This window comes from Pseudomonas sp. 10C3 (genome assembly GCF_036346185.1).
Taxonomy (GTDB): Bacteria; Pseudomonadota; Gammaproteobacteria; order Pseudomonadales; family Pseudomonadaceae; genus Aquipseudomonas.
Genome location: NZ_JASJVE010000017.1, coordinates 87,116 through 108,192, shown reverse-complemented (window position 1 = coordinate 108,192; position 21,077 = coordinate 87,116). Strand labels below are relative to the sequence as shown.

Genomic DNA, 21,077 nt, shown 5'->3' with positions numbered 1-21,077 from the left:
TTGTTTCGAATGCCGACCTGCTCTGTACACCCTCTGCCCTACCATCCCAACCCCGCCGAGTATTTCTCGAGGGTTCGCCATGCACCGGGGGCCGTGCTGCTCGATAGCGGCAGACCCAGCGCTGAACGCGGGCGATTCGATCTACTAAGCGCCTGGCCGACTGAACAGTTATGGGTCCAACATGACGAAACCGGCAGCGACTTCCTCCAACGCCTGCGCCAGAGTCTTGATCAACTAGGCACCGCGCAACTGCCTGAAGAATACCCGCTGCCATTTGCAGGAGGACTGATCGGCTACCTTAGTTACGATTTTGGTCGGCGTCTGGAGCCTCTGCCCGCCCACGCCATCGATGATCTGCAACTGCCTGATGCGCGCTTCGGTGTTTATGCCTGGGCGATGATCAGTGATCACCAGCAAGGCACCAGTCAATTGGTATTCCATCCCGCATTACCCGACAGCGAACGGCAGCGCCTGCTCACGCTGTTTTCACAAGCGTCTGCCGCCGATTCGGCGACCTTCAAACTGATCGGCGCCTTCAAAGCCGACCTGACTGAACGTGATTACCGCCGCGCGTTTATGCGCATTCAGGCCTACATCCAGTCCGGCGACTGTTATCAAGTCAATTTTTCCCAGCGCTTCCAGGCCGATTGCCAAGGTGACCCTTGGGCGGCTTACTGCGCCTTGCGCAGGGCGTGCCCGACGCCCTTTTCCGGCTACATGACCTTGCCTGATAACAACACCGTGCTGAGCCTGTCCCCGGAGCGTTTTGTGCGGGTCAGTAACCGCCAAGTGGAAACACGCCCGATCAAAGGCACCCGCCCTCGCAGCAAGGACACGACGCAAGATGCCGCCTATGCCGCCGAGTTACTGAGCAGCCCCAAGGACCGCGCAGAAAACCTGATGATCGTCGATTTGCTGCGAAATGATCTGGGCCGTAGCTGCAAGACTGGCTCGGTGACAGTCCCGGAACTGTTCAGCCTGGAAAGTTACCCGAACGTGCATCACCTGGTGAGCAGCGTGACGGGGGAACTGGCTGCGGATAAGGATTCGCTGGACCTGATCGCCGGCAGCTTTCCCGGAGGCTCGATCACTGGCGCGCCGAAAATTCGAGCGATGCAGATTATCGACGAGCTGGAACCCTCGCGTCGGGCGCTGTACTGCGGCTCATTGATATATCTGGATGTGCGCGGCGAGATGGACAGCTCCATCGCCATTCGCAGCCTGCTGATCAAGGATGGACGGGTTTCATGCTGGGGCGGTGGCGGCATTGTCGCCGACTCGGAGTGTGAAGCCGAATACCAAGAGTCAATCACCAAGGTGCGGGTGCTGCTCGATACGTTGCAGGCTCTTTAAGCGTAGCGCGCTGGCCTTTGCGGCCAACGCGCTGCGGGTTCAACCTTACAGACTCAATTCACGGCTCGACGCCTTGAGGAATTCCTTCTTCAGGTCCTCGAAGGTGTGTACCGCTGGAAACTGCGGGAATTCGCGGATCACGTTTTCCGGCGCATGGAAGAGGATACCCGCGTCAGCTTCACCGAGCATGGTGGTGTCGTTGTACGAATCACCGGCTGCAATGACGCGATAGTACAAACTCTTGAAAGCCAAAACCGACTGACGCTTCGGGTCTTTCTGACGCAGCTGATAGGTGGCGACACGGTCCGTCTCGTCGGTGATCAGACGATGGCAGAGCAAGGTCGGGAAGCCCAGCTGCCGCATCAGTGGCTGTGAAAACTCGTAGAAGGTGTCCGACAGAATCACCACCTGGAAACGCTCGCGCAGCCAGTTGACGAATTCGATGGCGCCGTCCAGTGGGCTGAGGGTCGCGATCACCTCCTGAATATCGGAAAGCTTCAAGCCGTGCTCATCGAGAATCCGCAGACGCTGCTTCATCAGTACGTCGTAATCGGGAATATCCCGGGTGGTCGCCCTCAGCGATTCGATACCGGTTTTTTCAGCAAAGGCGATCCAGATCTCCGGGACCAGCACGCCTTCCAGGTCGAGACAGGCAATTTCCACAGAACACTCCTAGAGGGGACTTCAAAAAAGAAGCGGCACTTTAGGTCGTCTGATCAATTATTTCCAGCAGTGCAGCACCGACGCCAACCGGCAATTACCCAAAAGATTTTGTTACTATCACACCTATTACGAGCGCGAAGCGCCATACCTGTTAGGAAGCCGCCTGATGAGCCAACCCTTCAACGTCGCCGAACTTGCAGCGACTTACGCAAACAAATCTGCACAGGACATTCTGAAGCTGGCCTTCGAGCATTTCGGCGATGAGTTATGGATCTCATTCAGCGGTGCCGAAGATGTAGTGCTGGTAGACATGGCCTGGAAGCTGAACAAAAACGTTAAAGTGTTCAGCCTCGACACCGGTCGTCTGCACCCGGAAACCTATCGGTTCATCGAACAGACGCGTGAGCATTACAAAATTGATATCGAGCTGATTTCGCCGGATCAGCGCGTGCTCGAACCTTTCGTCAAAGAAAAGGGACTGTTCAGTTTCTACAAGGATGGCCATGGCGAATGCTGCGGTATCCGCAAAATCCAGCCGTTGCGCCGTAAACTGGCAGAGGTCAAAGCCTGGGCTACCGGTCAACGCAGGGATCAGAGCCCTAGCACCCGCAGCGAAGTTGCCGCCCTGGAAATAGACAACGCCTTTTCCACCCCTGAGCGCACGCTGTACAAATTCAACCCGTTGGCGCAGATGACCAGCGAAGAGATCTGGGGTTATATCCGCATGCTGGAGTTGCCTTACAACACCTTGCATGAGCGTGGCTTCATCAGCATCGGCTGCGAGCCTTGCACGCGTCCTGTGCTGCCGAACCAGCACGAACGCGAAGGCCGTTGGTGGTGGGAAGAATCTACGCAGAAAGAGTGCGGACTGCACTCAGGAAATCTGATCGCCAAGGTGTAAGACTTGCGCCGCCTTCGCCAATTTATTCGCGAAGGGTTTGATGCGGTGTGCCAGGCACACCGTCTTGATCGCAATCAGTGAACTGGCAACTCGACACCCTCGAACAATTCTTCGAGCTCTTGCTTGTTGTGACACTGGATGGCTTTGGCCATCACTTCGCGGGTCAGATGCGGTGCGAACTTCTCGATGAAGTCGCACATGAAACCGCGCAGGAAGGTACCGCGACGGAAACCGATCTTGGTGATGCTCGCTTCGAACAGCTCGCTGGCATCAAGCACCACCAGATCGCTGTCGAGCTTGGCGTCTACTGCCATTTTTGCCACGATACCGACACCCAGGCCCAGACGGACGTAGGTTTTTATCACGTCCGCATCGGCGGCAGTAAACACCACTTTCGGGGTCAGGCCACGGTGGCTGAACGCTTCGTCCAGCTTTGACCGGCCAGTAAAACCAAAGACATAGGTCACGATGGGGTATTCGGCCAGTACTTCCAACGTCAGTTTTGGCACCTTGGTCAGCGGATGACCTTGCGGCACAACGACGCAACGGTTCCAGCGGTAGCACGGCATCATCACCAGATCACCGAACAACTCCAGCGCTTCAGTCGCGATAGCGAAGTCCACAGTACCATCCGCCGCCATTTCGGCGATCTGCATCGGCGAGCCCTGATGCATGTGCAGCGCGACGTCCGGGTATTGTTTGATGAAGCTGCTGATCACTGGCGGCAGAGCATAACGCGCCTGGGTGTGGGTGGTAGCAATCGACAACGTGCCTTTCTTCTCGTTGGAAAACTCCTGGGCGATCTGCTTGATGCTCTCGACTTTGCGCAGGATCTCGCCAGCGGTAGTAATGATTCTTTCACCGGCCGGCGTGACCCGGGTCAGGTGTTTGCCGCTACGGGCAAACACTTCGACGCCCAGCTCGTCTTCAAGCAAGCGGATCTGCTTGCTGATCCCTGGCTGCGAGGTATACAGGCTCTGAGCCGTAGCGGAAACGTTGAGGTCGTGGTGCGCCACTTCCCAGATGTAGCGCAATTGTTGAAGCTTCATATGTATCCCTCAAAGCAGTAGACGCCACGGTCATCAGCGACGGTATATAACTATATTAATGGTTAGACTGATAAATCTAGAACTTTTTATCACTTTTACAGAGCAATGGCACGCTCAATTTCAGCGACACATAGACTTATTCGCGCCCTCGATGCATGGGTACCATGTAGACCGGAACCTCCGACAATTGCAGAACCCTGGCGACGGTACGGCCCAGCGGCGTATCGCCTTCTGTGCCATGGCTGTGACTGCCGACGATCAACAAATCGACGGCCAGCTTTTGCGCTTGCTCGAGGATCACACTGGAAGGATCCCCCTGCATCACCCGCACCGTGCGAATCAACGCGAGATCCTGATGACTTTCGCCTAACTCATCTCGAAAGCCATTCAGAACGCGCTGTTCAATCGTTTCCATGACGGTGTTCAAGCCCTGGTTGTGCAACTCTTTCAACGTATCCTCATCAAGATAGCTCTGCAAAACAGACTCGGCGAACAACCCTATCGGCTCAACCGCATGAATCACATTCAGCTCGGCATTGAAGGTTCGCGCCAGCGCCAAGGCATGTTGCAGGACATAAGGCGCATAAAGACCGAGGTCAGTGGCATACAGCATTGAACGAATCATACGACCTCCTCGATTGCCAATAGTGGCGGAGATTGACTCAGCTTAGCAGCGCCTTGACGACTGCGGCGGCCGCTATCTCACGAGAAAACAAAGGCTCAAGGCTTTACTTCATTGCTGATGCCATGCGGCACATGCCCCGTTGCGACGACATCACGCGCCTTTTCACAATGCCCAGGCTGATCGTCAAAAAACACATCGGCGGCGAAGGCTTCAAGAAACGCCGATTTCTCCAGACCACCCAGAAACAATGACTCGTCCAGACGAATATTCCATTCTCGCAATGTGCGAATCACCCGCTCATGCGCGGGCGCAGAGCGCGCGGTAACCAGTGCGGTACGGATTGGGCAAGCGTCCTCGGGAAACTCGCGCTGCAACAGGTTCAGCGCGGCAAGAAAGGGCTTGAACGGCCCCCCACGTAACGGCTCGCGCGCTGACTCACGCTCACTGGCCTGAAACGCCTCCAGCCCGTCGGATTGATAGACCCGCTCGGACTCATCGGAAAACAGCACCGCGTCGCCATCAAACGCGATACGCAATTCGGCGCTGGCTGCACGGCGTGCACCGCCCGACAGAATCGTCGCCGCGGCAAAGCCGGCATCCAGCGCGCTGCGTACATCCTCGGCGTGGGTCGAGAGAAACAAATGACAGCCAAACGCCGCCAGATACGGATAAGGGCTGCGTCCGCCGACGAAGGCAGCACGCGTGATGTCCAGGCCATAATGCTGAATCGAATTGAATACCCGCAGCCCCGTGTCGGCGCTGTTGCGCGAAACCAGGATGACTTCGACCCGCGACGCCTCAAGCCTGGCATTGAGGCTAAGGAGTTTCTCCACCAACAGGTACGCATCGCCCTGCTCAAGGATCTCTTCCTCATGCTCGATCTGGTATTGGCGATACGCCGCCACGCCATCAGCCTCGTACACCGCATGGCTTTCGCGCAGATCGAACAAAGCTCGCGAAGAAATCGCCAGGACCAATTTTTTACCTAGACCCGTAGCCATATATCACCCTGCCTGGCTGTATCAGCCGTTACGCGTATCGATGAAGGCCAATGCTTGGTACAACGCGCGAATTTTCGGCATGTCATGCCCGGATTTCAGCGCTGCCGCCAATGGCTTGGCATAGATAGCATCCAACTCCAAGGGTCGTTTTTCCAGAAAATCAAGGTACATGCTCGGCCTGTAATCCGGCATTTTTTCTGTCACGGCAAACAGATGTTCAGCGTACCCCTCGGGCAAGGCGTGCCCACATGCCCGAGCCCCCTGCACCACTTCGCTCATGACTGCCTGAATCAACTCGCGGCTATTCGCGTCGCCCATTAATGGTGTGGTGCTCGCCCTCAGCAGCACGGACAGACCGTTATACGGAACATTCCACACCAATTTCTGCCAGCGCGCCTGAGACAAGCTGGGCGTCGCCTGGGATTCCAGCCCGGCCTTGCGAAACAGCTCAGCCCCCTCCTCGGTGATGCTCAACCGAGACACCGCGTCAGTTGCCGGACCGCTGTGGTACCCGAGATTTACCGCACCCAACGCCTGATGCGTGATAACCCCCGGCGCAGTTCGGTGGACACAGACAAAGCACAAACCACCCAACAGGTGCAGCGACGCTGGCAACAATGGCTGCAGATCGTCCTCGACGCCCAGACCATTTTGCAGCAACAGCACTTTAGCGCCAGGCGCTGCAGCCTGGGTGATGATCGGTGCAAGGTCCGCATTACTGGTGGTTTTAGTACCGACCAGCAACCAATCGCAAGGCGGCATATCCGCAGCCGAGGAATAAGCCTGCACCGGATTCAAGGTCAGAGCGCCATGAACGGCACTGTCCAGATGCAGGCCATTGTGTGCAACTGAGGCAAACTCGCTGCGCAACAGAAAATGCACATCAAAGCCGGCACGTGCCAGCATCAAACCGTAAAAACCGCCAATTGCACCGGTGCCTATAATTCCGATCCGTACCCGTTTTGCTTTACTCACCCTCGCAACTCCCCGTCATGGCAACTCTTCAGCATCAACACTCAACACCCGATTCAAGCCAGCGCTGAGCTCGGACAACGTCAGCCGAGCATGCAAGGCCCCATAGAATTCACCGTCACGCACCACAAACAACGCTGGCAGATGGAACACCTGATAACGCTGAACCACGCCCCCATTTTCAGCAGCGTCAATCCAGCACACACGCTCGACAGGCAGATCGAGGCTAGGCAACACTTGCCTGGCCCAACGACAGCTGGCACATCCGATGCTGGTAAAAATGACCAGCGAGGTGCCCGGCAACGTCAGCAAACGCTGATCCACATCGAAGTCGGTCAGTTCCAATTCATTCACAAAAGACTTCCTGAAGATGGCCGTACACTATCCGTCTCGACGGGCCTGCTTGTAAATTCCTCTTTAAATCGTGTACGGCCTGGCCTTTATAGACACCCCATCTGTCCGTCAAAGATAGCGATCAGGCCATGCCGCCGGGATTAAAGCCGCGTTTGCCCATTGTCGAACAGCCGGATAACGCGCTAAGGTTCCGGTCCCCGCTGTGCTCAATCGTGCTGGGCTCCGCCGCACGGGGATCGTTGGCGGCCAGCACCCGTGACCTGACGAGTAACACGATGGCTGATTTACCGATTGACGACCTCAACGTTGCTTCCAATGAAACCCTGATCACGCCGGATCAGCTCAAGCGCGAGCTCCCGCTCACAGAAGCTGCTCTGCGCACGGTGACCAAGGGCCGCGAAGTGATACGCAATATCCTCGATGGCAAGGATCACCGCCTGTTCATAGTGATCGGGCCGTGCTCGATCCATGACATCAAAGCTGCTCACGAATACGCCAATCGCCTCAAGGCCCTTGCCGCTGAAGTGTCGGACAGCATGTACCTGGTGATGCGCGTGTACTTCGAGAAACCGCGCACAACCGTGGGCTGGAAAGGCCTGATCAATGACCCGTATATGGATGACTCGTTCAAGATTCAGGACGGCCTGCACATTGGCCGCAAGCTGCTGCTTGATCTGGCTGAAATGGGCCTGCCAGCAGCCACTGAAGCTCTTGACCCGATCTCACCACAGTACTTGCAGGACTTGATCAGTTGGTCGGCCATCGGCGCGCGCACCACTGAATCACAAACACACCGCGAGATGGCTTCTGGCCTGTCTTCAGCCGTTGGCTTCAAGAATGGCACTGACGGCGGTCTGACCGTTGCCATCAACGCCTTGCAGTCGGTCTCCAGCCCCCATCGTTTCCTGGGCATCAACCAGGAAGGCGGGGTATCTATTGTCACCACCAAAGGCAACGCCTACGGTCATGTGGTATTGCGCGGCGGCAATGGCAAGCCTAACTACGATTCGGTCAGTGTCGCCGTATGCGAGCAGGCGCTGAAAAAGGCCGGTATTCGCCCTAACATCATGGTCGACTGCAGCCACGCCAACTCCAACAAGGACCCGGCCCTGCAACCGCTGGTGATGGAAAACGTTGCTAACCAAATCCTCGAAGGCAACCAGTCAATCATTGGCCTGATGGTTGAAAGTAACTTGAACTGGGGCAGCCAGTCGATCCCTAAAAACCTTGAAGAGCTGCAATACGGCGTGTCCGTTACCGATGCCTGCATCGACTGGGAAAACACTGAGAAAACCCTGCGCAGCATGCACGCAAAACTCAAGAATGTGCTGCCCAAGCGCCAACGCAACTGATTACTGCAGAGACAAAAACGCCGAGCAAATGCTCGGCGTTTTTCATTATCGTGGCGGCATCCTGATCAGATTTTTACCGCATGTCGCTGGTGACGCTCCATGTACCGCTCAACATAAGAGCAAGACGGAATCACCGTGTAGCCCATGCTATCGGCGTACGCGAGCGCCTGTTCGGTCAATGCAGCAGCGATACCTCTGCCTCGCAGGGCATTGGGCACAAACGTCCGATAGATATCCAGGGTCTGCTTGCCTAGGTCCATATAAGTCAGATAGGCACGATGGCCGTCCACATTGGTCTCGAACTGATGGCCAACATGGTCATGGTGGATGGACAACGCCTCGCTCATCACTGCTCCTCGCGGGTCTTGAAATTAGACCCCTACCTTACCGATGTTTTTCCGGCGAAGGAACCTCTACGCCACCCCTGTGCCTGTTTTGGACATCGAGAACAGCTTTGCCATTCTCCTACACACGAGCACCTGCAAATAGTAGGCGTCATTTCGGTATTTGCTCAAGCTGTTGCACAGGAGGCGCTGAAAAATCCGACGGTCGCTCTGACCGTTGACGTGAACATTGCCGTGGGCTGCCGACTGAGACGAATCTCCGATGAGAAAGTCCCCCCTGTACCCGCGCAAAAAAGCAAACTCACGACAAACACGGAACATGTGCCCGATGGGGAGGTGCCATATACTAGCCCGCGAATCGTCTATTCTCTTCGTTACCCGGTCAAGGGCGTCCTTGAGCCCTGCCCGATTTAGTGCGAGCGCCGCCAAGTTGATGCCGGCGATTGGATATTTTTTATACAAAACCCCCGAGAAGTTGTTCGGAACAGTTTAAAACACAAGAAATTTGCCCGCTTCTTGCGCTTCCTCAGTTTACTTACTACAAACAATGGGTAGTATGTATCGCGGTCATTTTCTCACTTTCGAGAGATGACTATTCATTAGAAAGTCCTGGAAGGTGAACACGATGAACAACGCTCTGAAATTCTCTGCTTTGGCTCTGGCCGCAATTCTGGCTACTGGTTGCAGCAGCGTCTCCAAAGAAACCGAAGCTCGTCTGACTGCTACCGAAGACGCAGCTGCTCGCTCCCAAGCACGCGCTGATGAAGCCTATCGCAAGGCTGATGAAGCTCTGGCTGCTGCTCAAAAAGCTCAGCAAACTGCTGACGAAGCCAACGAACGCGCTCTGCGTATGTTGGATAAAGCAAGCCGTAAGTAATAATCTTTCGGGATTATTGAGAAGCCGATCCAGTTCTGGATCGGCTTTTTTATTGCCTTCGTTTTACCCCAGACAATAAAAAACCCGCCTACCCAGCCTTGGAATTCAAGGCAAGGCAGACGGGTTCGCTTGCAGGCGATTACTGAATATTGAGCGGCTCGCTCGACACCACCGACCCGCTCGGCACTGCGATCTCAACCGGCATGCCATCCTCTGCAGCCACCACATCCCGCACCACGTCCCAGTTCATGCGCAGGTTGTTGGCCAGATCCTCACGCTTTAGCAAGGCATTGATCACTGCAGTGTGCTTGTCGACGACCGATGGATTGCCCTTGTCGTCCAACGGCGTATGCGCTTCCAGATAGACCTTGCCGCCACTGATGCCGAATTTGTAGGGTTCGTTCAATATCCGCACTGGCGTACCGACCGGCACCATACCTGCCATCTCCAGCACGTTGTTGTTGTACATGCGGAAGCAGCCGTGACTGGTACGCATGCCAATGCCGAATTTCTTGTTCGAACCGTGGATCAGGTAACCCGGCAAACCGAGACTGAATTTGAACGGCCCCAACGGATTGTCGGGACCGGCCGGTACGACGCTAGGCAGCGGATCATTGTCAGCCGCATGCTCGGCCTTGATCGAAGCAGGCGGCGTCCAGGTCGGATTCGGTGTCTTTGCTGTCACTTTGGTCAACGCGAGAGGTGAACCCCACCCTTCACGACCAATCCCCAACGGATAGGTGTGAACCACGTTCAAGCCTTTGGGGTAATAGTAAAGACGGTACTCAGCCAGATTGATCACGATGCCTTCACGCGGACCAGGCGGCAATACGAAACGCGTTGGTAATACCACTTGGGTACCCGCCCCCGGCAACCACGGATCGACACCAGGGTTAGCTGCGATCATCTCCAGATAACCCAAATCGTAGCGGGTCCCCAAGTCGGCGAAGGTATCTTCATATTTTGCGGTTACGGTCTGAACCTGACCGACAATATCTTCGCCCGGAGGGGGCAGAGGGAACTCTAATGCAGTGACGGGGCCCGCCGCACAGAGCGCAGCAAGTGACAGACAGCGAGCGACGGCAGGAATGCGCGACAACATCCGGAAAATCCTTGGGATAAGCGACGGGAAGTAAAGTGAAGGAATTGTACACCGCCGACCATAAAATCGGGAGGCAGCTAACGATTTACTGACTGAATCGAAGCTCTGGCCAAATAGGGCGCGTACCCCGCTTTTGCGCCTCGAGAATCGCCCGACACAGCGAACACAGACGCTCATCACGAAGCTTCGCCGAATTGACACCCGACCAGCGAGGCTGTGCTGGCAACAACGTGCCACACAATGTGCGGTCGATCGAGCCACCCAACTCAAGCTGGCGCGCGACCAGATGCACCCGCACTTCCTGGCACGCGAACAAGTCGAGTTGCTCATCAGGCTCGATCAATTGATAGGCAAATAAAGACCAGGCGGGACGCGGCATCGGGGGCTCCAAATCGGGGCGCCACCTTAGCCCAAAGTTCGCCGCTAGAAAAGCGTCAAAGCAGCGGTTTTAGCGTCGGCCAGACGTTTTCCAGCAACTTGCCCTGTGCCGCGGCGGCCGGGTGTAGACCATCGGCCTGCATCAACTCGGGAATACCGCCCACACCCTCAAGGAAAAACGGCACCAACGGGACTTTTTCCTGCTCTGCCAGATTGCTGTAAACCGCCTCGAAAGCCTGGGTATAGCGGGCGCCATAATTGGGCGGAATACGCATCCCCAAAAGCAGCACCTTGGCCCCTGCCTTCTGCGACTGCTGAATCATCGACGCAAGATTTTGTTGCAATTGCGCAGGTTGCTGTCCGCGCAGCCCGTCATTACCGCCCAACTCCAGGATTACCAACTGCGGTCTATGCTCTGCAAGCAGCGCTGGCAGCCGCGCCTGGCCTCCAGCACTGGTGTCGCCACTGACCGAGGCATTGACCACCTTATCGGTGAAACCCTCCTTCTGCAGGCGCTGCTCCAGCAATGATACCCAGCCCAGCCGGGTATCCAGGCCGAAAGCAGCGCTGATACTATCGCCAACGATCAGCACTGTGCCCGCCGCAGCTCCTTGAGACAGCAACAGCAAAACCAGGCCAGCACTTAAAAACCACGCACGCATCGGATTCTCCATGAGCGAAAGTATTCTCAGTGCTCGGAACCTTAGCAAAGTGGTCCCCAGCACCGAAGGTGACCTGACTATCCTGCACGAACTCTCCCTGGAACTGAACAAAGGAGACAGTCTGGCCATCGTCGGCGCCTCTGGATCGGGCAAATCCACCCTCCTCGGCCTGCTGGCGGGACTCGACTTACCCAGCGCCGGAGCAGTCACACTGGCCGGACGCAACCTCAGCGATCTCGATGAAGATCAGCGTGCGCGTATCCGTGCGGAGCATGTCGGATTCGTCTTCCAGTCATTTCAACTGCTCGACAGTCTCAATGCACTGGAAAACGTCATGCTGCCCATGGAGCTCGAAGGCCGCAAGGACGCCCGCGAGCGCGCCCGGATTTTGCTCGAACGCGTGGGGCTGGGCCAACGCCTGACGCATTCGCCACGCCAGCTTTCCGGTGGCGAGCAACAACGGGTGGCCATTGCCCGGGCCTTTGCCGCCAATCCCGACGTGCTGTTTGCCGATGAACCAACAGGTAACCTCGACAGCAACACCGGTGAACGGATCAGCGATTTGCTGTTCGAGCTGAACAGAGAACGTCACACGACACTCGTGCTAGTCACCCATGACGAACGTCTGGCGCATCGCTGCCAGCGCATGATCCGTCTTGAAGGTGGCCGATTGGTCACCCCTCTGGAGCCTTGATGGCACGCTTGCCGCTTCTTCGTCTGCTGAGCCTTGCGACTCGCCAACTCCTGCGCGACGCACGCGCCGGAGAGTTGCGGGTGTTGTTTTTTGCCTTGCTGGTTGCCGTGGCAGCAAGCACCGCCATCGGCTACTTCGGCGCTCGCCTCAATGGGGCGATGCTGCTGCGCGCCACCGAGTTTCTCGGCGCGGACCTGATTCTCGAAGGCACCAGCCCCGCCCAACCAACGCAGATCGAAGCAGGCAAGCAGTTAAAGCTGGACCACGCACAGGTGGTCGAATTCTCCAGCGTGATTGCTACTGACAGCGGCATTCAACTCGCGAGCGTCAAAGCGGTGGACACTGCTTACCCCTTGCGCGGCGAGCTAAAGAGCGCCGAGGCGCCCTATCAAGCAGAGGCATCCGGTGGCCGACCGAATCCGGGTGAAGCCTGGGCCGAATCACGATTGTTTGCGGCACTGAATCTAAAGGTTGGCGACAGTATCGACGTCGGCTCGAAAACCCTTCGACTGAGTCGGGTACTGACCTACGAACCCGACCGCGCCGGCAACTTCTACAGCCTGACGCCCAGAGTGATGATCAATCTGACGGACCTTGCCGCGACAGGCGTCGTCCAGCCCGGCAGCCGGGTCAGCTATCGTGAGCTCTGGCGCGGCAACCATGAGTCTCTGGAAACCTACCGTCAGGCAATCACCCCGGGATTGGCCGCTAATCAACGCATACAGGACGCTCGCGACGGCAATCGGCAGATTGGTGGTGCGCTGGGCAAGGCCGAGCGTTACCTGAACATGGCCAGCCTGGTAGCAGTCTTGCTGTCCGGTGTGGCTGTGGCCCTGTCGGCCGCCCGTTTTGCAACACGACGCTTCGATGCCAGCGCCTTGCTGCGCTGCCTGGGTCTGTCACGCAGAGAAGCACTGATTTTATTCAGCCTGCAACTCGCAATGCTTGGGCTGCTGGCCAGCGTCACCGGCGCGCTGCTGGGCTGGCTCGCACAATTGGGTCTGTTCGCCCTGCTGCACGATTTGCTGCCTGCCGCCGTCCCGCCCGGAGGCCTGCTACCGGCCATCGCGGGCATCGGTACCGGCCTCGTCGCCCTCGCCGGCTTTGCGTTGCCACCCCTGGCCGCGCTGGGTCGCGTGCCACCCCTGCGTGTACTGCGCCGCGACATGCTACCCATTCCTCCCAGTTCGTGGCTGGTCTACGGTACCGCGCTGCTAGCGCTCGGCCTGATCATGTGGCGCTTGAGTCTCGACCTGGTGTTGACCTTTGCCCTGCTTGGCGGAGGGATCATTGCCGCTGTCGTTTTGGGTGGCTTGCTGCTGCTCGCGCTGCAAAGCCTGCGCCGTCTGCTGGCAGGTGCGTCGCTACCGTGGCGACTGGGTCTGGGCCAACTGCTGCGCCATCCTTTGGCCGCCGCCGGGCAATCGCTGGCATTCGGACTGATTCTGTTGTCCATGGGACTGATCGCCCTGCTGCGCGGAGAACTGCTCGACACCTGGCAGAATCAGCTACCCAAAGATGCACCGAATTATTTTGCGCTCAATATCCTCCCGGCTGACAAAGACACCTTCACCGAACGGATGGCTAGCCTCTCCACCCATGCTGCGCCGCTTTATCCCGTCGTGCCTGGACGTTTGATCAGCATTAATGGCGAGCCCGTCCGCAACATCGTGAGCAAGGACTCGCGTGGCGAAAACGCGACTGAACGAGACCTCAGTCTGACGTGGGCCGCCGAACTGCCGCAGGGCAATCGCCTGAGCGCAGGAAACTGGTGGCCGAATACGAACAGCAGCGCAACGACCACCGCCGAGCAAGTTCCCGGGGTGTCTGTAGAGTCGAAACTGGCAGCAAGCCTGAAGCTCAAACTCGGTGACCGCATGAGTTTCATCATCGGCGGGGCTACCCGAGAAGCTGAGGTCACCAGTCTGCGCGAAGTGAATTGGGACAACTTCCAGCCCAACTTCTTCATGATCTTCCAACCCGGTACGCTCAAGGATTTGCCGACCACGTACCTGACCAGCTTCTACCTGGCACCCGGGAACGATCAACAGATCGTCGAGCTGTCTCGCGCCTTCCCGGCGGTGACCATCCTTCAAGTCGAAGCGCTGCTGGAGCAACTTCGGAGCATTCTCGCTCAGGTGACGATCGCAGTGGAGTACGTGCTGCTGTTCGTGCTGGCGGCGGGGCTTGCGGTTTTGTTCTCCGGCCTGCAAGCAACCCTCGACGAACGCATCCGCCAAGGCGCCCTGCTGCGCGCACTCGGTGCCGAGCGCGCACTGCTGGTCAAGGCGCGACGCATCGAGTTTGGCCTGTTAGGCGCAGCCAGCGGTGGGCTGGCTGCATTGGGTTGCGAACTGGTGAGCTTTGCGCTGTACCGCTATGCTTTCGACCTTCAATGGCACCCCCACGTCTGGCTGCTGTTATTACCCATCATCGGCGCCCTACTGGTCGGCGGCGCCGGAGTGTTCGGCACCCGCAGAGCCTTGAATGTCAGCCCACTGACGGTGCTGCGTGATGGCTGATAAACTTGGCGCATCCTAATCGCCAGGCGACAGACCATGAGCCGTTACCGCCCTCCTCGCTCCGCTGGCACCGCGCTGATCACCCCCGAAGGTGAAGCGCGGATGCGCGCCGAACTGCACGAACTCTGGCACGTACGCCGCCCTCAGGTCACGCAGTCCGTGAGTGAAGCAGCGGCTCAAGGTGATCGTTCAGAAAATGCCGAATACACCTACGGCAAAAAGATGCTGCGCGAGATCGATAGCCGGGTACGTTTTTTGACCAAGCGTCTCGAAAGCTTGAAGGTGGTCAGCGAACACCCCAGCGATCAGAACAAAGTCTATTTTGGCGCATGGGTCACTGTCGAAGACGAAGAGGGCATAGAAGCCCGTTACCGAATTGTGGGGCCCGACGAATTGGACCTGAAGCAAAACCTGATCAGTATCGACTCACCGCTGGCTCGCGCCCTGATTGGTAAAGCGCTGGATACAGAAGTTCGAGTTCAAACGCCCGTCGGTGAGCAGATCAGTTACATTGTTGCTATCGAATACTTCTGATCACTTGAATGCCTCAAGTCAAAAGACAAACAGCAGCGTCTAACATTCAACCGCGAGTAATCAGCCCCTGCCGGGCAACACGGATCAGATGTTTAATGAAGTCTTCAGCCTCGTCGGCACTCGGCGACTGGACCACCGCAAGGTCAAACCGGTCGTTGGCAAAGCGCGACAGGGATTCACAATGGTCGATGAACTCGATGAGAAAGGCCGCTGGCTTACCGTTGCGTTTTGGCCAGCCTTCGAGATAACGCAGCAGCGTCGGCTGATGCGAACCTCCCAGCAGAATCCTTGGATTGCGGCGAGTCAGGGGGGACGTAAAGGGGGACAGTCGTATCAGGGGACGCGGACAGCTCATCGTGTTTTATCTCAGCCTCAAAAATCCCGCTGGGCAGCGGTGAGAGGCAACACCGAACCAGCGCTTTAGCGGTATTTCGAAGCCTGTGAAGACTTCAGTCGGTAAGGGTTCAACCTCACCTGGCGCCCCGCAAGTAGCTGTTTAAATCGGCGCATGAGCAGCATCCTAGAGAAGCTGCCTGTGAACTGTCAAGACGGCATAGGTCGCAAAAAAAACAAGGCTCGCACATTGCGAGCCTTGTTCGTCACGGTGATCGCTCAATCAGCGATGGCCTTGTCCACCGACAACTTGCCAGCACCTTCGATCAACACGGCGACCGCCCCTCCTAGCAGTGCCAGAGCGAACTCATAACCATTGTTGGCCATAAACAAACCATTACCGATGTGCACCGAGAAAATCGCGACCACGAGCAGCACCGTCAACAAAGCCGCAGCGGGTCGCGCCAGCAGGCCAATGACCAGCGCCAGACCACCGAAAAATTCGGAACCGCCGGACAGCATCGCCATCAGATAACCTGGCGCCAGACCAATGCTTTCCATGTATTGCGCGGTACCCGCCAAGCCATAACCGCCAAACAGACCGAAGAGTTTTTGTCCACCGTGGCCGATGAAAATGATGCCCACAAAAATACGCAGGACAGTCAAGCCGTAACCGGCACGGGTCGCGAAAACGGTTTTAATCAGTGTGCTCATCGCGTTCATTCCTTTGTAGGAGAAGTGTGTTGGCCACTATAATAATCAAAACAGTCAATGTTAAAACCCTAAAAATAGCGGCATAAACATCGGTAATATAGATCATTTATGTGACGTAAACGTTCTCGTCTCGCCCTTCTGCGGCTGCGCCTCCAAAGCCTCCCGCTCTCGATCGAACGCCAGGTAATACTTGTTGACGCTGTTAACATAGCTGACGACGCCCACTCCCGCCTGCTCCAGGGCGACTCGCTCGACCTGAAAAAACCACTGATTCGGATTCAGCCCACGTCGCCGCGCCTCGGTACGCATGCTCTGCACTCTCTCCGGCCCTAGGTTGTAAGCCGCCAGGACGAACGCCATACGCTCACGTTCGTTGACGCGGGAGCTGGAAAAAAATTTGCGCCGGATCATGGTCAGGTACTTGGCACCGGCCTGGACATTACTGTCCAGGCTTTGAATATTGTCGACGCCCACTCGCTGCGCGGCCGACGGGGTGATTTGCAGCAACCCCGTTGCGCCGCTACCCCCTTTCACTGCGGGGTCCAGCGCTGACTCCTTGAAGGCCAGGGCGGCCAGGTTCAGCCAATCCATGCCCTGCTCATCTGCCGTGCGCTGCAGGATCGGCCGCAGTTTTTCCAACCGCTGACGGTCGTCGCGAGCCAAAGGATTGTGCACCTGATACAGACGTTGGTAGGCCCGCTTAAACGCCGCATCCTGATCCGCCGGAACACGGTAGGTCTTGAGAAAGCGGTCAATACTTGCACGCAACATTGATGCGTCGCGGCGCACGTACCAGTTCATGTCACCACGGGTGCTCAAGACCAACGTCCGATCCACTCGCAGCTTGGGCAGGACCTTGGCCCAGCGCTCGGCAATCGGCTGTTCGACAACCGTCAGGTGAAAGATTCCGGCCTGGACCATTTCCAGGACATCTTCAACGGCGAGGCTGGGATCAACCCATTCGATCTTGACCGGCGGCAATTTGCGCAATGCCAACTTCTGGTTGAGCTGGTGGACCGCCTCGTCGGCCGCGCTGCCGGTGGGCAGTGTCAGCGTGTGTCCGGACAACTGCTCGACGTGCTTGAAACCGCGCTCACCTTTGATACCGACCACGATCAGCGGCACATGACTGACAATCGGGTCACTGGCATCGATATTCCGTGCAGCGCTGGTATTGAGCAGCTCTCCCGGCGCGACCAGATCGCCTTCACCGCGTTGCAATGCCGCGAGCAATTGATCCTTGGATTTGGGGATGATTTGCAGCGTGAGTTGTTGCCCGTCACGCGAATGGCCATTGAGGTATTGCTCGAAGGCGTGCAACCGGTGATATTCGCCCCCAATCGCCTCGCCCTGGACTTCACCGGAGCTGTTACGACTCTGATTGACCAGCACCCGCAGCACTTTACTGCTACGAATAGCCGCCAGATCGCGTACCTGGCTTTTGTGCACCACCACAGGCGGCCCGGCAAGTCGCGCAGCCGCAGGAAATGGCAGCAACGCCAACAAACAAAGCACGATCAACAATGAGGGTCGCGTCATCCGTTCTCCAGGGGAATGCGTGCCAAAAAAGAAGCCGCAAAAAGTCCAAAGCCTGTGATATCTGCGGAGTGACGGCGAACCGCAGTGGTGAAAACACTTCAATATTTTTTTATAACCAGCTGTATTAACTGGATTTTTTTATATCGGCAAAGCTCTGATATTCTCATCAGCCTTAGGCCTGAGGTAGTACCATGCAACTCATCGACATCGGCGTCAATCTGACTAACTCAAGCTTTGCCAATAAACAGCAGGCCGTACTCGATCGCGCCTACCAATCCGGCGTATGCCAACTGGTGTTGACCGGGACCAGTGTCGAGAGCAGCGAACAGGCCCTTGAGCTCTGTCAACAATTGGACGAAACGGCGCAACGGTTGTTCTCCACGGCGGGGATTCATCCCCATGCAGCCAGCGATTGGACCTCCGATACCGAGCGCCAGTTGCGTGAGTTGCTCAAAGAAGATCGAGTACGGGCCGTCGGCGAATGCGGGCTGGATTTCAACCGCGATTTCTCGCCGCGTCCACAGCAGGAAAAAGTCCTCGAAGAACATCTGGCCCTGGCCGTAGAACTGCAATTGCCGGTATTCCTGCATGAACGCGATGCCAACCAGCGCCTGCTGGAGATCCTCCGCGATTATCGCGACCGCCTGCCTGCTGCCGTGGTGCACTGCTTCACGGGTGAGCAACGTGCACTGTTCAGCTATTTGGACCTGGACCTGCACATAGGCATCACCGGCTGGATTTGCGATGAACGACGCGGCACTCATCTGCACCCATTGGTCCGGGAAATCCCCCGTGGCCGGTTGATGCTGGAAAGCGATGCCCCTTACCTGCTCCCGCGCAGCCTGCGACCCAAACCGAAAAGTGGACGCAACGAACCCGCCTACTTGCCTGAAGTACTGCGTGAAGTTGCGTTGCATCGGGGCGAAAGCCTGGAAGACCTTTCCGCCCATACCACCGCGTGCGCCCGCACCTTTTTTGCCTTGCCTACATGGATAGAACCGGACAGCGTCGAAGCTGACCGATAGCCCCGGGCCTACTAAGCCCTAGTATTTGCTTGACCCATATCAAATGATCGTCTAAAGATTGGCGGCACAATGCTGGCACCTTGCCTACATTCATTTCCGCGAATCAAAAAGAAGACCTCTCATGGGCGCCTGGCTTAGCAACATTTCTTTGAAGTACAAGTTCTGGGCCGTGAACGCGGTCGCTTTTATCACCACGCTGATGTTGGTGCAGTACGCCTTGCAGCTTGAGCAACAAGCCCGGGTGGATGATGCGCAAGGTTCAGCCCAGGCCCAGGCTCACCTGCTCAGTGCCTGGCCTGGCACTCAAGCACTGCCCACCGGCGCCAATCTGCTGGTCTATACCCAGGGTCAAGCCCCCAGCGTGAAAGGACAACCATTGCCTGAGTTGAGCAATGCCAACGGCTGGGTCGAGTTAAGCCATCAGCCGCTGATAGGCGACGATCCACTGATCGGTGCTCAGGTGGTCACGCGACCCGATGGTCAGAAGCTCGCGGTGCTGGCCTTCGCACCGAGCCTGATGCAAGTGCTGGCAGATCGCTTCGCCCAGTACGCCATCGCTGTGTTCATCCTGACACTGGCCATGCTGGGTGCCTCGCAGTTGCTGATCCGCTTTCTGCTCAGCCACCTCAACACCCTCAAGGACGTGATGCTGCACGTAGAAAAAAGCGGCGATCTGTCTGCTCGCGTGCCCCTGATCGGCGAAGATGAAGTGGGCCAGATGGCCAAGGCATTCAATGCCATGCAAGCCGGCTACCAACGCGTGGTCAATACCGTTGCCCAGACTGCGGCACGGCTTGACATAGGTGCGGGACGTCTGGCGGCAGGCATGAGCGAGGTACGCCACGGCATGCTCGGTCAGCAGAGCGAGACTGACCAGGTTGCAACAGCGATCAACGAAATGACCGCCACAGTGTTTCATATCTCTCAACACGCCAATGCTACCCGGGACCAGTCGCAGGCCGCCGATACACTGGCTGGCAGCGGTAGAGAAGTGGTCAATCGTGTACAGCTGTCAATCGCCGGGCTCTCCAACGGGGTGCAGCAGACCGCAGAGATGATCCAGCAACTGGCTCAGGACAGTCAGAAAATCAACGGTGTGGTTAACGTCATCCACAGCATCGCCGAACAAACCAACCTGCTGGCCCTCAACGCAGCCATCGAAGCCGCGCGTGCCGGCGAGATGGGCCGTGGATTTGCGGTAGTCGCCGACGAAGTCCGTAACCTCGCCAAACGGGTGCAGACCTCGACGGATGAAATCACCAGCATGGTCTCCGCCTTACAGGCTGGCACCCGTGACGCGGTGGACTTTATGCAAGAAAGCTCGTTCAAGGCTGATGACTGCGTGCAACAGGCGAAGGAAGCCGGGGAAGCGCTAGAAGCTATCACCGGCGCGGTTGCACAAATGCGCGAAAGCAATACCCAGATCGCCGTGGCAGCCCAGCAGCAAAGCCAAGTGGCAGAAGAAATGAACCGGGCGGTGGTAAGCATTCGCGATGTGACCGAACAAACCGTGCAACAGACCGTCGACTCAGCCACAACTAGCGGCGAGTTGGCCACCCTGGCAGGCGAGCTGAACCGCGCCATCGGCCAGCTCAAGCTTTAGAGCCCACGCCCACGCTATGAGCCTCATAGTCAGGTTTGATTCGCTGACAACCGGGGCGCAGCCTATTCTTCGACCATCTGAACAGTGTTTCGAAGAGGACTGCAGCATGGGCAAGCGACTTCCCAATCTCCGCACGTGGCAATGGCGCGGTTATGCCGATAACCATCGGCACCCGACCAATCTGGCGTTGCATTTGATCGCCGTGCCGCTGTTCATTGTTGCGGCGCTACTGATCGTTGACGGGCTGCTCGGCCTAAGCTTCTCATCGATTGCCATCGGAGTGATCGGTCTGATCGCGGCGCTGGGTTTTCAGCGCCACGGCCATTCACTTGAAGCGCAATCGCCAGAGCCGTTCACTGATCGCAACGATGCGCTCCAGCGTTTGCTAGTCGAGCAGTTCGTGACTTTTCCACGCTTCGTACTCAGCGGCGGCTGGTGGCGAGCCTGGAAAGAACGTCATCGCCACCGTCATTGATGTCA

General features: G+C 57.2%; 23 protein-coding genes. 10 read left to right on the top strand and 13 right to left on the bottom strand.

Features of this window, described 5'->3' with window-relative positions:
* Nucleotides 1-9: 9 nt before the first annotated feature.
* Nucleotides 10-1,353, top strand: coding sequence for an aminodeoxychorismate synthase component I (gene pabB, locus QN399_RS17815; protein ID WP_322182717.1), 1,344 nt, complete (start codon nt 10-12; stop codon nt 1,351-1,353).
* 45 nt (nt 1,354-1,398) lie between these two features.
* Here the strand turns inward: pabB and thrH are convergent, their stop codons facing one another.
* Nucleotides 1,399-2,016, bottom strand: coding sequence for a bifunctional phosphoserine phosphatase/homoserine phosphotransferase ThrH (gene thrH / locus QN399_RS17810; protein ID WP_322179486.1), 618 nt, complete (start codon nt 2,014-2,016; stop codon nt 1,399-1,401).
* Nucleotides 2,017-2,182: 166 nt separating this feature from the next.
* Here thrH and QN399_RS17805 point away from each other — a divergent pair, with 166 nt between their 5' ends.
* Entirely contained in the window at nt 2,183-2,917 is a 735-nt protein-coding gene (locus QN399_RS17805; RefSeq protein ID WP_322179487.1) for a phosphoadenylyl-sulfate reductase, read from the top strand.
* Between the two features lie 74 nt (nt 2,918-2,991).
* Here the strand turns inward: QN399_RS17805 and cysB are convergent, their stop codons facing one another.
* The 5 genes from cysB to QN399_RS17780 all read right to left on the bottom strand — a co-directional run bounded on the left by cysB (nt 2,992) and on the right by QN399_RS17780 (nt 6,918).
* Nucleotides 2,992-3,966 carry an HTH-type transcriptional regulator CysB gene (gene cysB, locus QN399_RS17800; protein ID WP_219060251.1) on the bottom strand — a complete coding sequence of 325 codons (975 nt, stop codon included), beginning with the start codon at nt 3,964-3,966 and terminating at the stop codon, nt 2,992-2,994.
* A 136-nt stretch (nt 3,967-4,102) separates the two neighbouring features.
* Nucleotides 4,103-4,591 carry a universal stress protein gene (locus QN399_RS17795; protein ID WP_322179488.1) on the bottom strand — a complete coding sequence of 163 codons (489 nt, stop codon included), beginning with the start codon at nt 4,589-4,591 and terminating at the stop codon, nt 4,103-4,105.
* A 95-nt stretch (nt 4,592-4,686) separates the two neighbouring features.
* Entirely contained in the window at nt 4,687-5,592 is a 906-nt protein-coding gene (locus QN399_RS17790; RefSeq protein WP_322179489.1) for a 5'-nucleotidase, read from the bottom strand.
* Between the two features lie 21 nt (nt 5,593-5,613).
* Nucleotides 5,614-6,567, bottom strand: a complete 954-nt coding sequence (locus tag QN399_RS17785) for a putative 2-dehydropantoate 2-reductase (protein WP_330201329.1) — start codon at nt 6,565-6,567, stop codon at nt 5,614-5,616.
* Nucleotides 6,568-6,582: 15 nt separating this feature from the next.
* The gene (locus tag QN399_RS17780; protein WP_322179491.1) at nt 6,583-6,918 is read right to left on the bottom strand and encodes a thioredoxin family protein; all 336 of its coding nucleotides are present in this window, start codon (nt 6,916-6,918) and stop codon (nt 6,583-6,585) included.
* Between the two features lie 275 nt (nt 6,919-7,193).
* On the opposite strand from QN399_RS17780, the gene QN399_RS17775 reads away from it, so the two are divergent.
* A complete protein-coding gene (locus QN399_RS17775) occupies nt 7,194-8,270 on the top strand; it encodes a 3-deoxy-7-phosphoheptulonate synthase (RefSeq protein ID WP_322182719.1) in 1,077 nt (358 codons plus the stop codon).
* Nucleotides 8,271-8,335: 65 nt separating this feature from the next.
* Here QN399_RS17775 and QN399_RS17770 read toward each other — a convergent pair whose 3' ends face one another.
* Nucleotides 8,336-8,617 carry a GNAT family N-acetyltransferase gene (locus tag QN399_RS17770; protein WP_322179492.1) on the bottom strand — a complete coding sequence of 94 codons (282 nt, stop codon included), beginning with the start codon at nt 8,615-8,617 and terminating at the stop codon, nt 8,336-8,338.
* Between the two features lie 622 nt (nt 8,618-9,239).
* Between QN399_RS17770 and QN399_RS17765 the strand changes: the two genes are divergently transcribed.
* Complete coding sequence (locus QN399_RS17765) at nt 9,240-9,491, top strand: Lpp/OprI family alanine-zipper lipoprotein (RefSeq protein ID WP_219060265.1); 252 nt, start codon at nt 9,240-9,242, stop codon at nt 9,489-9,491.
* Nucleotides 9,492-9,630: 139 nt separating this feature from the next.
* Here QN399_RS17765 and QN399_RS17760 read toward each other — a convergent pair whose 3' ends face one another.
* From QN399_RS17760 to QN399_RS17750, 3 genes are all read right to left on the bottom strand, one after another.
* The gene (locus tag QN399_RS17760) at nt 9,631-10,593 is read right to left on the bottom strand and encodes a L,D-transpeptidase family protein (RefSeq protein ID WP_330201328.1); all 963 of its coding nucleotides are present in this window, start codon (nt 10,591-10,593) and stop codon (nt 9,631-9,633) included.
* An 85-nt stretch (nt 10,594-10,678) separates the two neighbouring features.
* The gene (locus tag QN399_RS17755) at nt 10,679-10,972 is read right to left on the bottom strand and encodes a hypothetical protein (RefSeq protein WP_219060268.1); all 294 of its coding nucleotides are present in this window, start codon (nt 10,970-10,972) and stop codon (nt 10,679-10,681) included.
* Between the two features lie 55 nt (nt 10,973-11,027).
* Complete coding sequence (locus QN399_RS17750; RefSeq protein WP_322179494.1) at nt 11,028-11,633, bottom strand: arylesterase; 606 nt, start codon at nt 11,631-11,633, stop codon at nt 11,028-11,030.
* A 10-nt stretch (nt 11,634-11,643) separates the two neighbouring features.
* On the opposite strand from QN399_RS17750, the gene QN399_RS17745 reads away from it, so the two are divergent.
* Genes QN399_RS17745 through greB form a run of 3 tightly spaced genes read left to right on the top strand, consistent with a single transcriptional unit; the run spans nt 11,644 to nt 15,383 of the window.
* A complete protein-coding gene (locus QN399_RS17745; protein WP_322179495.1) occupies nt 11,644-12,327 on the top strand; it encodes an ABC transporter ATP-binding protein in 684 nt (227 codons plus the stop codon).
* Complete coding sequence (locus tag QN399_RS17740) at nt 12,327-14,849, top strand: ABC transporter permease (protein ID WP_323565936.1); 2,523 nt, start codon at nt 12,327-12,329, stop codon at nt 14,847-14,849. Before QN399_RS17745 ends, QN399_RS17740 begins: the two co-directional genes overlap by 1 nt.
* A 36-nt stretch (nt 14,850-14,885) precedes the next feature.
* Complete coding sequence (gene greB, locus QN399_RS17735; RefSeq protein ID WP_322215917.1) at nt 14,886-15,383, top strand: transcription elongation factor GreB; 498 nt, start codon at nt 14,886-14,888, stop codon at nt 15,381-15,383.
* 46 nt (nt 15,384-15,429) lie between these two features.
* Here greB and QN399_RS17730 read toward each other — a convergent pair whose 3' ends face one another.
* The 3 genes from QN399_RS17730 to QN399_RS17720 form a co-directional block, all read right to left on the bottom strand.
* Entirely contained in the window at nt 15,430-15,738 is a 309-nt protein-coding gene (locus QN399_RS17730) for a class I SAM-dependent methyltransferase (protein WP_322179498.1), read from the bottom strand.
* Nucleotides 15,739-15,995: 257 nt separating this feature from the next.
* Nucleotides 15,996-16,430 (bottom strand): DoxX family protein, encoded by a 435-nt coding sequence (locus tag QN399_RS17725; RefSeq protein ID WP_322215916.1) that lies wholly within the window; start codon nt 16,428-16,430, stop codon nt 15,996-15,998.
* A gap of 102 nt (nt 16,431-16,532) precedes the next feature.
* Entirely contained in the window at nt 16,533-17,969 is a 1,437-nt protein-coding gene (locus tag QN399_RS17720; protein WP_322215914.1) for a transglycosylase SLT domain-containing protein, read from the bottom strand.
* 191 nt (nt 17,970-18,160) lie between these two features.
* Between QN399_RS17720 and QN399_RS17715 the strand changes: the two genes are divergently transcribed.
* The 3 genes from QN399_RS17715 to QN399_RS17705 all read left to right on the top strand — a co-directional run bounded on the left by QN399_RS17715 (nt 18,161) and on the right by QN399_RS17705 (nt 21,072).
* On the top strand, nt 18,161-18,994 hold the full coding sequence (locus tag QN399_RS17715; RefSeq protein WP_322215912.1) for a TatD family hydrolase: 834 nt from the start codon (nt 18,161-18,163) through the stop codon (nt 18,992-18,994).
* Nucleotides 18,995-19,115: 121 nt separating this feature from the next.
* Nucleotides 19,116-20,597, top strand: coding sequence for a methyl-accepting chemotaxis protein (locus QN399_RS17710; RefSeq protein ID WP_330201327.1), 1,482 nt, complete (start codon nt 19,116-19,118; stop codon nt 20,595-20,597).
* 106 nt (nt 20,598-20,703) lie between these two features.
* The gene (locus tag QN399_RS17705) at nt 20,704-21,072 is read left to right on the top strand and encodes an Mpo1-like protein (protein WP_322179503.1); all 369 of its coding nucleotides are present in this window, start codon (nt 20,704-20,706) and stop codon (nt 21,070-21,072) included.
* Nucleotides 21,073-21,077: the final 5 nt, after the last annotated feature.